The organism is uncultured Kocuria sp., assembly GCF_947500125.1.
GTDB lineage: Bacteria > Actinomycetota > Actinomycetes > Actinomycetales > Micrococcaceae > Kocuria.
In genome coordinates, this window is the sequence record NZ_CANMRA010000028.1 from 1 (window position 1) to 14054 (window position 14054).

Genomic DNA, 14054 nt, shown 5'->3' on the forward strand with positions numbered 1-14054 from the left:
TCGAAAACGCCCACTACACCTCCCTCATCCACGAGGGCCACCCGGTATGAGAGCGGCAGAGAACTTGGGGGGATTCAAGGAGCTGTGCGCCCGGCCGATCCCGCCCGGCGTCCTCGCCTACGACGAGACCGGGACCGTGGTCGGCTGGTGCGGCGTCGCCCCGCGGGCCGAGCTGCACGCCTTCACCCACGGGAGGACCATCCCGCACGTCGACGACCTCCCGGTCTGGGCCGTGTGGTGCTTCCGGGTGCGCGGCGGCCACCGGGGCCGGGGCGTGGCCCAGGCCCTGCTCGAGGGCGCCGTCGAGCACGCCCGCGAGCACGGCGCCCCGGCCGTCGAGGGGTATCCCGTGGACAACGGGGACCGGAAGGTCGACACCACGATGGCCTACGTCGGCACCCGCGCCATGTTCGAGCGCGCCGGTTTCAGCAAGGCCGCCGACACCACCTCGGTCCTCAACGGGTTCCCGCGCGTCCTCATGCGGCTGCCGCTGCCCTGAGCGGGGTGCCCTGCTTCCACCCGCTCGCCGCCGCCCGGGCGGTGACCAGGCCCTTTGACGTCATGTTGCACCCGCCCGGGCCCAGCAGATGTGAGAGTGCCCACTCGGCCCGCGTATTCCCAGGTGGCCCCGGATAATGGGGAAGGCTGGCCCGAGCAACGTCGCGGGGAACAGCTCCCCCTTCCCCGCAAGCGAAGCAGGACAGCATGACTCTGGAAAGACCACGCACCGAGGCCCCCGCGCCCGACGACCATCCCCAGTCCCCGGCCCAGCCGGAGGCCGAGGAGCAGCCCGAGAAGAAGACCCCCGTCCTGAACATCCCGGGTCTGCTCGCCGGCGCCGCCACCGCCGCGACCATGTCCGTGCTCGGCGGCCACCTCAGCGTGGTCGGCACCGTCCTCGGCGCCGCGCTGACCAGCATCGTCTCCGGCATCGCGGTGGTCGTCTACTCCACCTCGCTCGAGAAGAGCCGCCGCGGCCTGAAGAAGGTGCGGACCACCGTGGCCGAGCGCGTGCTCGCGCGCCCGGGGCTCGACGCCTCCGGCTCGGACGGCAGCACGGCGGTGACCGACGGCAGCCGCTGGAGCGCGCTGCGCCCCCGTCTGAAGCCTGTCCTGATCAGCACCGGTGCGATCCTCGGCCTGGCGGTCGCGGGGATCTTCGGCGTCCAGGCGCTCACCGGCACCGAGCTCTCCGGGGGCACGGGCACGATCCAGCGATCCGTGACCGGCAGCGAGTCGGTGGCCGTGCGCAGCGCTCCCACGCCCGCCCCGGCCGAGGACCCGGCCGCGGGCACCGGCGAGGTCGCCCCCGCGGACGGCACCGCCCCGACCGCCGAGTCCGCCGTGGCCCCCGGCGGTGTCGCGCCGGGCGAGGTCGCCCCCACCAGCGGAGCCGTGACCGGGGACGGCACCACGTCCGGCGAGGAGCTCCCGGACACGGGCAGCCAGCAGCTGGACGGCACCCTGACCGACACCGGTCAGCCGGCCGCCGAGCAGGGCGTGACCGGCGCCGACGCCGGGGCGGTCCCCGCCGCACCGTAGGCGGGCGCACGCACCGGCGGGACGGGGCGGGGACGTGGACACCACGTCCCCGCCCCGTCCCGTTCCGGCACGTTCGACCGGGTGCCGGCGACGCCATCTTTCGTCATGTTCGCTTCCCGCCCCTGACCAGGCGCGATGTTTGCGCCGCCGCCGCGAGGTCTGGACTTAAGTCGCCTGACATATGCTCCGGGCGGCACCTAACTTGGGCTCATCCGGCTGCGGTCGCAGACGGGCGGGAAACGACGAAGGGAAAGACAGTGGCAGGGGTTCGAGAGGTTCGCGGAAATCAGGTGGCGCAGTGGCTGACGGTCGCGGCGGTCGTGCTGTTCGTCGCCAACGGCGCCGTCCTGGCCCTGGGTCCCCAGGCCTACGGGTGGGCCACGCTGCTGTTCGCGGCAGCCGCGTACTTCGCGGTCTCCACCGGCATCGTGGGACGGCCCCTGCGGCAGCACTGATCTCCCGGCGGAGACGCCACCGGCAAGTCACTCGTGCGGGGCAGGCTCTCCGTCCTCGTCCCGGCGTCGGCGCTGCACCACGGACTGACCGATGAGCCCGAGGATCAGCCCGGCGGGGACACCGATGGCCACGCCCAGACCGACGTTGCCGATCAGCACACCGACGACGACCCCGAACGCCGGCCCGAGGGCGATTCCCAGGACGAACAGCTCGTTGCCCGGTGCTTCACGATCGCTCATGCACGCACCGTAAGCACGAGTGCCGTCCAGGAGCGGAACGTCGGCGCCCGTGTCGCGCGCGGGCCGGCACGGGCGGCCCGGAGGGCCGTCGTCCGGCTGGTATCGTCCCTGTGGTCCACCCCACACCGTGCACCCAGCGAGGACCACCATGTCGCGCTCCCCTGCCCCGCGGACGATCTCCGCCGACGCAGAACCCGCCCTCTTCCCGACCACGACCTCTGCCCAGGACCGACCGACCGCGGCCCCCGCTCCCCGGGGACGGCCCTCTGCGGTCGACACCGGCTGGATGCTCGGCCTGTTCGGCACCGCCATCGGTGCGGGCATCCTGTTCCTGCCGATCAACGCGGGCGCCGGCGGACTGTGGCCGCTGCTCGTCGTCACGGTCCTCATCGGGCCGATGACCTACCTCTCCCACCGGGCCCTCGCCCGCTTCGTGTGCGCCTCGCCGAAGCAGGGAGAGGACATCACGGTCGTGGCCCGCGACTACTTCGGAGAGGGCGCCGGGCGGGTCATCACCGTCCTGTACTTCCTCGCGATCTACCCCATCGTCCTGATCTACGGGGTGGGCATCACCAACACGGTCGACAGCCTGATGGTCAACCAGCTGGGACTGCCCCCGGTGCCCCGGGTGCTGCTCGCCGGGGTGCTCATCGCCCTGATGATGCTGGTCATGGTCGCCGGTCAGCGCCTCATGCTCGCCGTGACCCGGTGGCTGGTCTACCCGCTGATCCTCGCGCTGCTCGGGGTGACGGTCTACCTCGTGCCCACCTGGCAGGTGGGCGACCTCGCCGCAGTGCCGTCCGCGGACGAGCTCACGCTGTCGGTGTGGCTGATCATCCCGGTGATGGTCTTCGCGTTCAACCACTCCCCCGCCATCTCGCAGTTCTCCCTGGCGATGCAGCGCGAGCACGGGGCGCACGCGCCCGAGGCCGCGTCCCGGGTGCTCCGCCGCACCACGGTCCTGCTGGTGCTGTTCACCATGGCGTTCGTCTGGTCCTGCGTCCTGTCCCTGGGCACCGCGGGTCTGCAGGAGGCGCGTGAGGCCAACCTGCCGGTGCTCTCCCACCTGGCCAACGTGCACGGCAACCCCCTGATCGGCTACCTCGGCCCGGCGGTGGCGATCGTGGCGATCGTCTCCTCGTTCTTCGGCCACTACCTGGGCGCCAGTGAGGGCGCGGCCGGCATCGTGCGCAGCATGCTCCCCGCCCGGGTCCGGCAGCCGCAGGAGCGGACGCTGCGCCGCGGGATCGCGGTGTTCATCTTCCTCACCACGTGGGCGGCCGCGGTGCTCAACCCGAGCATCCTGGCGCTGATCGAGTCCCTGGCCGGGCCCGTCATCGCCGTGATCCTGTACCTCATGCCGATGTACGCCGTGCGCCGGATCCCGGCGCTGGTGCCCTACCGGGGGCAGCTGTCGAACGTGTTCGTGACCGTCGCCGGGCTCGTGGCCATCAGCGGCATCCTTTTCGCCCTCGTCCGCTGAGCCCGCGGCGCCGGGCGGGGCGTCCCCGATAGACTGGGGACCGCACACCGACCCGGTTCGAGACCGGTGCTACCGCCGGAGGAACATGGCCCGCAACCCCACTGCCGCCGATGTCGCGCGCGAGGCCGGGGTCTCCCGGAGCGCGGTCTCGATGGTCCTCAACAACAACGCCGACGGCAACGTCTCGCCCACCGCCCAGCAGCGGATCCGGGAGGCCGTGCAGCGGCTGGGCTACGTGCCGAACGCGGTGGCGGTCGCCCTGCAGAGCCAGCGCACCAACACCATCGGCGTGATCACCGACGAGATCGTGACCAGTCCCTTCGCCGGCCGGATCATCAGCGGCGCGGGTTCCGTCGCCCGCCCGGCGGGCTACGTGCTGACCGTGGCCGACACGGAAGGGGTGCCGGGGCGCGACCTCGAGCTCGCCGAGGCCCTGATCCACCGGCACGTCGACGGGCTGGTCTACGCCACGGGCGGCCTCGTGGAGCTGGACCCGCCCGAGCCGCTGCTGCACCGCCCCGCGGTGCTCGCCAACTGCTACGACCCGCGGGAACGGCTCGCCGCGGTGATCCCGGACGAGGTGACCGGGATGCGCCGCGCCACGGAGCACGTGCTCGGACTGGGGCACCGCCGGATCGCCCTGCTGACCGGCACGTCCGACTCGCCGGCCACGCCGCTGCGCCGGCAGGGCTTCGAGGCGGCCTGCGAGGCGTTCGGCCGCGAGGGCCTGCGGCTCACGGTCGAGCCGACCGGCTGGGAGATCCAGGACGGCTACCGGGCTGCGCAGCGGCTGCTCGCCCTGCCCGAGCCGCCGACGGCGGTCCTCGCGTCCAACGACCGCACGGCCACCGGCGTGCTGCTCTGCGCGGCGGCGTCCGGCCTGCGGGTCCCGGAGGACCTCTCCCTCGTGGGGGTCGATGACCAGCAGAGCGTGGCCGATCAGCTCGTCCCCGCGCTGACGACCGTCGCCCTGCCGCACCTGCGGATCGGGGCGCGCGCCGTGGAGCTGCTCCTGGAGCAGCTCCACGGCCGCGAGGTCCCGCCCGCGGTGGAGCGCATCGACTGCCCGCTGATCGTCAGGGCGTCGACGGGCCCAGCACCCACCCGGTGACCGCGCCCGGCTCGACCGCCGCGCACCAGGTCTCGCCGTCCTGCGGATAGGCCCGGAGGGTGTGGGAGGGCCCGTCCTGCGCGTAGACCTCCACCAGGGAGCCGTCGACCACGACCGTCGCCGCGCGCCCCGACCAGACCTCGCGCTCGCCGGCGGGACCGCGCAGCAGCAGGCGCACGGCGGCGTCCGGGCCTGTGGCGCGGAGCTCGGCGGCGTCGGGCAGCTCGACCGTCCCGTCCGCGGACGCCGGCTCGAGGGGCTCGCGCCGGTGCCCCGCGCACTCGGCGGCGGGAGCGGGGACGAGGACGTCGCCGTCCAGGCGGAGCTCGCGCGGCCAGGTGAGCAGACCGGCCCATCCCTCCTCGTCGCTGACCTCCTCCGGCCGCGTCTCCCACGACCAGCCCCACAGCAGGGTGCGGTCCTCCAGCGCCAGCACCTGGGGCGCGTAGAAGGCCGGCCCCGTGTCCACGGCGCCACAGGCCTCGGGGGTGAAGCGGGGGGCGGCTCCCCGGGCCCGGCCCCCGTCGTCGTCGTCGGGGTCCTCGTCCATGCGCCCGACGACGTAGCGCACGTCCTGGAGCCGGCCGGACCCGTCCTCCTGGCGCATCCACCGGGAGACGATCAGCACCCAGCGGGACACCCCACCCTCGACCACCTCGAAGAGCTGGGGGCACTCCCAGATCGAGGCGTCGAGGTCCGCGCTGAGCACGGGGTGGTCCGAGGTCAGCCACACGCCCCGGTAGGTCCAGTGCTCCAGGTCGGCGGCGTCGTAGAGCAGGATCGCCGCCCGGCCGTCGGCCAGGCCCGCGCCCTGGAGGGCGTACCGCCGCCCCGCCCAGCGGAAGAGGAACGGGTCGCGCACCGCGACGACGTCGGGGTCCGCAGGCATCTCCGCCGCCGTGACGCCCTCCTGCCGCCAGGACCGCAGGTCCTCCGAGCCGGTGGCCAGCGTCACGCGGGACCGGTCGTCGCCGGCCTCGACACCGCTGTAGACCGCCACCGGGCGCCCGTCCTCGACGGTGAGCACCCCGGACCAGCAGCCGAACGCGTCGGGGCCGTGCTGCTGCGGGCGCAGGGCCACCGGCTCCTCCTGCCAGGTCACCAGGTCCGGTGAGGACAGGTGCCCCCACTGGATGGCGTCGTGCCGCGCGGAGCCGGGGTTGTACTGGAAGAACACGTGCCAGGTGCCGTCGACCCGGCACAGCCCGTTGGGGTCGTTGAGCCAGCCCCGGGCCGGCCGGGGGTGGGTGCGGGGGAAGGCCCGGCCGGTGGGCAGGACGGCGGAGGCGGTGCTGGGCGAGAGGGTCATTTGCTGCTTCCTGCGGTGAGGCCTTCGCGCAGGTAGCGCTGCCCGAAGACGAAGACGATGAGTGCGGGGATCATGGAGATCACGACGCCGGCCAGGACCACGGAGATGGAGCCCGTGCCCAGGTTCCCCTGCAGGGACACGAGGCCCAGGGGGAGGGTGAAGTTCTGCTCCGAGATGGTCAGGATGAGGGGCCGGAAGAACTCGTTCCAGTGGTAGTTGAACGCCAGGATGCCCACGATGGCCATGCCCGGCAGGGACAGCGGCGCGTAGATGGAGAAGAAGGTCCGCCAGGGGCTCGCGCCGTCCAGGGCGGCGGCCTCCGCGAAGTCGTTCGGCAGCCCCATGAAGTACTGGCGCATCAGGAACGTGCCGAACGCGGTGGGGATGGCCGGGATGATCAGCGCCAGGAGGGTGTCGGCCAGGCCCATGCCGCGGACCAGCATGAACACGGGCACGATCGTCACCTGGACCGGGACCATCATGGTGGCCAGGACCACGCCGAACATCAGCCCGGAGCCCCGGAAGCGCATGCGGGCGAAGACGTACCCGGCCATGGCCGCGGTCAGCATCTGCCCGGTGGCGATGAGGGCGGTGACCAGCGCGCTGTTGAGGACGAGCCGCACCAGGTCGATCTGCCGGGCGACCTCGGAATAGGCCGTGGTGTCCGGGTCGGTCGGGAAGAACTTGGGCGGGAGGTCGAACGCCTCGCTGGGGCTGCGCAGCGACGTCGACAGGGTCCACATGACCGGGCCCAGGACCGCGACGGCGGCGACCAGCAGGAAGAGGAAGCCGGCGACGCGTCCCGGGGTGGGCAGCCCCCGGCGCCGACGACGGCGGGGCGCGGAGCCGGCCGCCCGGGACGGGGTGTGAGCAGGTGCAGACATGAGGTGGTCCTTCGTCGGTCGGGAGAGCTCACTGGTAGTGGACGTAGCGCCGGGAGAGGCGGAACTGCGCCAGGGTGACGAGCATGATGAGCACCATCAGCACGAGCCCGATGGCGGACGCCTTGCCGAACTCCAGCTGCTGGAACGCCGTCTGGTAGACGACCATCACGGCGGAGCGGGTCGAGTCCCCGGGGCCGCCGCGGGTGAGCACGTAGGGCTGGTCGAAGACCTGCAGCGCCGTGATGATCGCCGTCACGGACGCCACCAGGAGGGTGGGGCTGACCAGGGGCAGGGTCACGTTGCGGAACTTGGACCAGCCCTTGGCGCCGTCGAGGTCGGCCGCCTCGTAGAGCTCCTTGGGGATGGACGCGATCCCGCCGAGCAGGATCAGGAACGTGAAGCCGAAGTTCTGCCACACGTAGACGAGCACCACCACGAGCGAGGCCCCGGTCGTGGTGGTCAGCCAGGGCACCGCGGGCAGGCCGACATTGGTGAGGAGCCAGTTCACGACGCCGAACTGCTCGTTGAACATGTAGCGCATGAAGATCGAGACGCTGGCCGCGGAGAGGATGAGCGGGAAGAAGAACGTGGAGCGGAAGAACAGCCGCAGCCAGGCCGGCATCCTCCCCTGCACCAGTACGGCGAGGGTCATCGCGAGGGACAGCTGCAGGGTCACCGCGACCACCACGAACACGACCGTGTTGAGGAAGGAGACCCGCACGGTCCGGTCCGTGACGAGCTCGGTGAAGTTCCGCAGCCCCACGAACTCGGGTGCGGAGATGATGTCCCACTGGAAGAAGGCCAGCACCACGGAGGCCAGGATGGGCAGCACCGTGAACACGCCCATCCCGATGACGGTGGGGGCCAGGAAGGCGACGGTCATCCACTTCTCGGCCCGGGACCGGGTCCGCCGCGGTGGCGGCGCGGGCGCGGAGGCCGTTGTCCGTGCGACGTCCGGTGCCGGCGCCGGTGCGATGGTGGTCATGCGTCCTCCCCGAGGATGAGAGCGAGTTCGGTGTCGAGCCGGTCGAGGGCCGTCGTCATCTGGCCGGCCCCGCCGCCCATGGCGACCGCCACGTTCTTCATGAGCGCGGACTCGACGGCGGCCTGCTGCGGTGGGGCCGGGATGGGGCCGGTGCTGGGGAAGCGGTCCAGCGTGTCGTAGAAGACCTGCCAGTGCTCGGGACCGGCCCCGCGGTAGAAGTCCGCGGTGACCATGGAGCGCCGGCTCGGCGTGGTGTTCGGGTGGGGCATGGCCAGCTGCATCGACTCCTTGCGGGCCGTGAACTTGATCCACTCCCACGCCTGGTCCTTGCGCTCCGAGGTCTTCATCAGCGCGTAGCCGGCGCCGCCGAACTGGTGCCGCTGCGTGCGCCAGCGTGGGAAGAACTGCACGTCGAAGGCCTCCGGCCCCATCCCGGCCTCGTTGAGCCCCTGCGCCCAGTACCCGCCGGCCGGGGTGGCGCCGACACGGTTGGAGGCGAACAGGCCGATCAGGGCGTTGCCGCCGCCTTCCTCGGGACGCACGCCAAGGTCCTCCTGCACGAGCTCCCGCAGGAAGTCGAACGTCTCCGTGACCCGCTTGTCCCGGACGTTGGAGCCCGTCCACAGGTAGCCGCCGCTGCGGTCGGCACCCGCCGGGTGGTCCCCGTAGAAGCTGTTCCACAGCCAGCCGCCGCCCGGGGCCTTCTCCTCGGTGAGGAAGCTGGTGCCGTTCGCGTAGAGCCAGGGGACCACGCCGCCGAACAGGCGGTTCGTCCAGTAGTAGGGGCGGAAGGAGCCCTCGTTGGAGCGCTGCATGGCGCGCATGAGCCCCGTGAAGTCGTCCTTGGTCCAGTCGTCGGCGGGCCGCTCGGCCCCGGCCCGGCGCAGCGCCGCCGTGTTCAGGTACATGTTGGCCGCGTTGAACTCCAGCGGCAGCTGGTACAGGTTCCCCTTGTACATGAAGGCCTCCACGAGGCTGGGGTGCACGTCGCGGAAGTACTCGCCCATCGTGGCGGCGTCCCGCTGGACGAAGCTGTCCAGGGGCACCGCGAGCCGGTCGGCGAACAGCTGGGTGCCCTCCGTGGCCACGTACACCAGGTCCGGCGCCTGGCCGGCCGCGACCATGGTGAGGATCTTGGAGAAGAAGTCTCCCCAGTCGGCGCTCTGGACGGCCTGGATCCGCACCGGGATGTCCGGGTGCTCGGCCCGGAACTCGTCCACCAGCTGCTGGCGCTTCGCGGCGTCCTGGGACGTGCCCTGGATCGCGATCGTCAGGACGTCCTCACCACGACCGGGGATGTCGGAACCGGTCAGTCGCGGCCACGCCCCGACCGTGGCTCCGGCCAGGGCGACGCCGCCGACCCCCAGTAGCGCGCGACGGGTCATGCTGCTCGCTGCAGTCATCCGCGTGTCCTCACTCTGCTGAACTAACACGTGTCAGGTTCCTGACACGTGTTAGGAGAGTAGGGACATCCGGGTCGAGGTGTCAAGGGTCACACGGCGGAACCGTCATGAGACTGCGTCGGGGGCCGTGAGCAACGGCGAGCGCTCAGCGCAGGAGGGCTGCGGCTCCGGGGCCGGTGAGCTCCTCCGCGCCGACCGGACGCCCTGAGACGGCCAGCAGCAGCGCGAGGACGCCGCCGCACACCTCCGGGCCGGTTCCGGCGTCGAGGTCGGCGTCGGTGGTCACGAGCCGCAGGCCCGCCGCCCGCTCTTTCCCGCCGCCGAGCTTCGTGCTGGTCCGCAGCTGGTGCCGGAGGGCCTCGGCGACCGGTCCGGCCGGACAGGCGCGGGTGCGCGAGAGCGGGCGCCGGATGTCCTCCCCGTGCACGAACGCCTCCACCAGCCGGGTGGCCGGCGGCGCGGGCGCGCTCGTCGTGCGGCCGCTCACCGCGCGGAAGGCGGCCAGCGTGTCCCGCGGATCCGCTCGGCGCTCCCGCGCGACCCCCCGGGCGTTGCAGCGGTCGAAGTCGAAGCGGGCGGCCGCGAGCCCGCTGAGGAAGCCCAGGCGTGTGGTCCGCGCGTCGTTGACGAGGTGGGCCAGGACGTCGTGGACGTCCCATCCGGGGCACAGCGAGGGGGTCGCCCACTGCTGCGCCGGGAGGTCCTCCAGGTCCCGGATCAGTGCCCGGCGCTCGGCGTGGACCACGGGCCAGATCCCGGTGGTGCGGGTCATGCGGACTCCTCGGTTCTCGGGTGCACGGCGCCGGACGGATGCCCTGCGGTGGGCCGGTGCGCCCAGGAGGCGTTCGTACCGGCCCAGGGCGCGCTCGTCGACACCGGCGGAGAGGTCGGCGGCGACGTCGGCGGAGAGGTCCCGGCCGTGCCTCGAACGCTACCCAGGTGGGCGCGTCCGGGGAACCGTTCGGCCGCAGGGTCCTGCGGCCGGCGCCGGGACGGCCGGGAGCGGGGCCGTGCGGGCTGCGCCGAGCCCGTGTCCGTGTCCGTGTCCGCAGGACTGTGGACAGGCGGACTCCCGTCACAGTGCCGAGGAAGGATGACCTCCTGCGTTTGCTTTCGTACACTTCAGTACGGTCTGTCCGGCCGCCCGATCGAGCACAGAAGCCAGGAAGCATGCACCAGTCCGGTGGTACCACGCCGCATCGGGGAGCGTCGCCCCGGACCCGCGACGAGCACACCGCCGCCGCGCGTCTCCCGCGGTCCCCGAGCGGACGCACTCCGCGGTGGGTGCTGGACGAGGCGCTGGAACAGCGGCAGCAGGCGCTGCTGAGCCCGGGCGAGCGACGTCGCCGCGCCCGGCGCGCCGCCCGGGACGCCCGGAGCTCCGCCCGCCGCCGGGCGAGGGCGCCCCGGAGCCGCGGCAGGGCGTGGCGGGCCACGCCGGCCGTGGGCGTGGTGGTGCTGCTCATGCTGTGGTTCACGCCCGGACTCGTCCAGGACTACGCGCTGCCGGTCATCCGCCTCTATCTCCCGAACGCCTCGGCGCCCCCGCCCGGGGTCGGGGCTGCACCGGCGCCGCTCGGCACGCCCCCGGCGGTCGAGGACGCCGGTGGCCACCGCTTTCTGGACTCCCCGGACCCGGGCCAGCCGATGGTCGCCTACGACCCCTGCCGCCCCGTGCACTACGTCGTGCGCCCGGACGACGCCCCGCCGGGCGGGCAGCAGCTCATCGAGGAGGCCGTCGCCGAGATCTCCGCGGCCACCGGCCTGCGGTTCGTCCCCGACGGGACGACGACGGAAGCACCCTCCGAGCAGCGCGCGCCCTATCAGCCGGACCGCTACGGCCGGCAGTGGGCGCCCGTGCTCATCACGTGGTCCGACACCACCGAGGTCCCGGACCTGGCCGGGAACGTCGTGGGCCTCGGCGGCAGCACGGCCCGGCAGGCGCCCGGGCGGCCGTTCGTCTACGTCACCGGGCAGGTCGCCCTCGACGCCCCGGGCCTGACGGAGGTCCTGGACCGCCCGGACGGAGCGACCCAGGTCCGCGCGACCATCATCCACGAGCTGGCGCACGTGGTGGGGCTCGCCCACGTGGACGACCCGGCGCACCTCATGCACCCGGGCGGCGGGGCGACGGCGCTCTCCGCCGGGGACCGGGCCGGCCTGGCGGAGCTGGGCTCCGGGCAGTGCGTGCCGCAGCTCTGATCCGACCCGTCCAGCCCCGGCAGACCCCGTGACCCCGCCCCGGAACCCCAGGTCACAGCGTCATCGGTGAACGTGGGGAGCGTCGTCGTTCGCCGTCATGTTCCCCGGAGGCCACCGGCCGGCCACGCCCCGGTCCTACGCTCGGCGCATGCGCAGAGTCTCAGCAGCCGCCGCGCTGGCCGCGGCCGTCCTCTTCACCTCCACGCCGGGGGCGGCCGCCCACAACGGCGATCCGGGCCGAGGGCCCGCCATCGCGCCCGTGCTCGAGCAGCGCGCCACCCTCTCCGCCGACCACCTCGCCGAGGGGCCGCCGTCCGGGGCGGACGCCACGCCGGCCAACGGCCGCACCGGCCCCTTCGACGGCCAGGTGATCCCCGGCTTCTCCGCCATGGTCGACAACGGCGACGGCACCTTCTGGGCCATGCCGGACAACGGTTTCGGCAACCAGGAGAACTCCGCCGACTTCCTGCTGCGCCTCTACCGCATCGCCCCGCAGTGGGAGACCGCCGAGGGCGGGGACGGGGACATCGAGGTCCAGGACCACGTGTCGCTGCGGGACCCGCACCACCGCATCCCCTTCCCCGTGGTGCACGAGGACACCGAGGAGCGGCTGCTGACCGGCAACGACTTCGACGTCGAGTCCGTGGTCCGCCAGCCGGACGGCACCTTCTGGATCGGCGAGGAGTTCGGCCCCTTCCTGCTGCACGTGGACGCCGAGGGCGTGGTGCTCGAGGAGCCCGTCCCGCTGGCCGACGTCCGTGACGGCGGCGAGGGCACGCTTCGATCGCCGCAGAGCCCGTACCTCGAGGACGGGGAGCAGCCCGCCGTGGGCGCCAGCAAGGGCTTCGAGGCCATGGCGGGCTCGAGGAACGGCCGCTACCTCTACCCGATCCTGGAGGGCGCCCTCGCCGACGACGACGATCCGCGCCGCCGGCTGGTCCTGGAGTTCGACACGAGGACGCGGGAGTACACCGGCCGCACGTGGGACTACGAGACGGACACCGACGCCAACCTCGTGGGCGACGCGTTCCTGACCCGGCAGAACCGGCTGCTGGTCCTCGAGCGCGACGACTTCGACGGCGCCGCGGCGGTCACCAAGCGCGTCTACGCCGTCGACCTCCGCCGCACGGAGGACTCCGGACACCTCGAGAAGGAACTGGTCGCCGACCTGCTGGCCGTCGACAACCCGGCCGGCATCGGCACCGGCACCTCCCCCGGGGCCTACGGCGTGGGCGAGCAGTTCTCGTTCCCCCAGCAGTCGGTGGAGGTGGTCCTGCAGCTGCGGGACGGCCGCCTGCTGGTCGGCAACGACAACAACTACCCCGGCAACGACGCCCGCGTCCCGGGCACCCCGGACGACACCGAGCTTATCGTGCTGGACCGCGAGCGCCTCGAGCCAGGGGCCGGGACGGGCACCGAGGTGATCGGTCACCGCGGCGCCTCGGGCTACCGGCCCGAGCACACGCTGGCCTCCTACCAGCTGGCCATGACGCAGTGCGCCGACTACATCGAGCCCGACCTCGTCCCCACGAAGGACGGCGAGCTCGTGGCCCGGCACGAGAACGAGATCGGCGGGACCACGGACGTCGAGGACCGCCCGGAGTTCGCCGAGCGGCGCACCACCAAGGTGATCGACGGCGCCGAGGTCACCGGCTGGTTCACCGAGGACTTCACGCTGGCCGAGCTGCGCACCCTGCGCGCGGAGGAGCGCATCCCGGAGCTGCGCCCGGGCAGCACCGCCTACGACGGCCTCTACCCGGTGCCGACCTTCGAGGAGGTCGTGGACCTCGCCCGCCGCTCGCGCACGTGCGACGGCGGACCGGTGGGGATCGCACCCGAGCTCAAGCACCCCACGTACTTCGACTCCATCGGCCTGTCCTTGGAGGAGAAGGCGGTCGCGGTGCTCGAGAGCAACGGCTACGGCGACGAGGGAGACCCGGTCGTCCTGCAGAGCTTCGAGACCGCCAACCTGCGGGAGCTCGACGGGATGACCGATGTGCGCCTCGCCCAGCTGGTCAACTGCTCGGGCGCACCCTTCGACCTCGCCGCCGCCGGGGACCCGCGCGGCTACGCGGACCTCACCACGGCGGAGGGCCTGGAGGAGATCGCGTCCTACGCCGACATCCTCGGCGCCTGCAAGGACGTCATGATCCCCCGGGAGGCCGACGACACGCTCGGGGAGCCGACCACCGTCATCGCCGACGCCCACGCCGCGGGCCTGGAGGTCCACGGCTGGACCTTCCGGGCGGAGAACGTCTTCCTCCCCGCCGAGTACCGGGCCGGCGCCGACCCCCGGGAGCACGGCGACCTGGCCGGTGAGATCGAGGCCTTCGTGGAGGCCGGCATGGACGGGCTCTTCTCCGACCACCCGGACCTCGCGGTCGCGGCCGTGGACGACCGGTCCTGACGGCCTGACCCGCGCTCCGCCCCGACACAGGCA

General features: G+C 72.9%; 13 protein-coding genes. 7 read left to right on the top strand and 6 right to left on the bottom strand.

Annotated elements, in window-relative coordinates:
* Positions 1-46 precede the first annotated feature (46 nt).
* The 3 genes from Q0817_RS15800 to Q0817_RS15810 all read left to right on the top strand — a co-directional run bounded on the left by Q0817_RS15800 (position 47) and on the right by Q0817_RS15810 (position 1997).
* The gene (locus Q0817_RS15800; protein ID WP_298590341.1) at positions 47-499 is read left to right on the top strand and encodes a GNAT family N-acetyltransferase; all 453 of its coding nucleotides are present in this window, start codon (positions 47-49) and stop codon (positions 497-499) included.
* Between the two features lie 206 nt (positions 500-705).
* The gene (locus tag Q0817_RS15805) at positions 706-1542 is read left to right on the top strand and encodes a hypothetical protein (RefSeq protein WP_298590344.1); all 837 of its coding nucleotides are present in this window, start codon (positions 706-708) and stop codon (positions 1540-1542) included.
* 290 nt (positions 1543-1832) lie between these two features.
* Positions 1833-1997 (top strand): hypothetical protein, encoded by a 165-nt coding sequence (locus Q0817_RS15810; RefSeq protein ID WP_298590347.1) that lies wholly within the window; start codon positions 1833-1835, stop codon positions 1995-1997.
* Positions 1998-2024: 27 nt separating this feature from the next.
* On the opposite strand, the gene Q0817_RS15815 is transcribed toward Q0817_RS15810, so the two are convergent.
* Positions 2025-2237 carry a hypothetical protein gene (locus Q0817_RS15815; RefSeq protein ID WP_298590350.1) on the bottom strand — a complete coding sequence of 71 codons (213 nt, stop codon included), beginning with the start codon at positions 2235-2237 and terminating at the stop codon, positions 2025-2027.
* A 148-nt stretch (positions 2238-2385) separates the two neighbouring features.
* Between Q0817_RS15815 and Q0817_RS15820 the strand changes: the two genes are divergently transcribed.
* Positions 2386-3720, top strand: coding sequence for an HAAAP family serine/threonine permease (locus tag Q0817_RS15820; RefSeq protein WP_298590353.1), 1335 nt, complete (start codon positions 2386-2388; stop codon positions 3718-3720).
* 85 nt (positions 3721-3805) lie between these two features.
* Complete coding sequence (locus tag Q0817_RS15825) at positions 3806-4831, top strand: LacI family DNA-binding transcriptional regulator (RefSeq protein WP_298590356.1); 1026 nt, start codon at positions 3806-3808, stop codon at positions 4829-4831.
* Here Q0817_RS15825 and Q0817_RS15830 read toward each other — a convergent pair.
* From Q0817_RS15830 to Q0817_RS15850, 5 genes are all read right to left on the bottom strand, one after another.
* Complete coding sequence (locus tag Q0817_RS15830) at positions 4797-6140, bottom strand: glycoside hydrolase family 32 protein (RefSeq protein ID WP_298590359.1); 1344 nt, start codon at positions 6138-6140, stop codon at positions 4797-4799. The two genes, Q0817_RS15825 and Q0817_RS15830, sit on opposite strands and share 35 nt — an antisense overlap.
* The gene (locus Q0817_RS15835; protein ID WP_298590362.1) at positions 6137-7024 is read right to left on the bottom strand and encodes a carbohydrate ABC transporter permease; all 888 of its coding nucleotides are present in this window, start codon (positions 7022-7024) and stop codon (positions 6137-6139) included. The genes Q0817_RS15830 and Q0817_RS15835 overlap by 4 nt, the downstream gene beginning before the upstream one ends.
* A 28-nt stretch (positions 7025-7052) precedes the next feature.
* Positions 7053-7907 (bottom strand): carbohydrate ABC transporter permease, encoded by an 855-nt coding sequence (locus Q0817_RS15840; protein ID WP_298590497.1) that lies wholly within the window; start codon positions 7905-7907, stop codon positions 7053-7055.
* A gap of 98 nt (positions 7908-8005) precedes the next feature.
* The gene (locus Q0817_RS15845; RefSeq protein ID WP_298590364.1) at positions 8006-9412 is read right to left on the bottom strand and encodes an extracellular solute-binding protein; all 1407 of its coding nucleotides are present in this window, start codon (positions 9410-9412) and stop codon (positions 8006-8008) included.
* A gap of 145 nt (positions 9413-9557) precedes the next feature.
* Complete coding sequence (locus tag Q0817_RS15850; protein ID WP_298590367.1) at positions 9558-10184, bottom strand: maleylpyruvate isomerase family mycothiol-dependent enzyme; 627 nt, start codon at positions 10182-10184, stop codon at positions 9558-9560.
* 512 nt (positions 10185-10696) lie between these two features.
* Here Q0817_RS15850 and Q0817_RS15855 point away from each other — a divergent pair.
* Positions 10697-11614 carry a peptidase gene (locus Q0817_RS15855; RefSeq protein WP_298590369.1) on the top strand — a complete coding sequence of 306 codons (918 nt, stop codon included), beginning with the start codon at positions 10697-10699 and terminating at the stop codon, positions 11612-11614.
* A gap of 148 nt (positions 11615-11762) precedes the next feature.
* Positions 11763-14021 (top strand): esterase-like activity of phytase family protein, encoded by a 2259-nt coding sequence (locus Q0817_RS15860; protein ID WP_298590372.1) that lies wholly within the window; start codon positions 11763-11765, stop codon positions 14019-14021.
* The last annotated feature ends 33 nt before the right edge of the window (positions 14022-14054 follow it).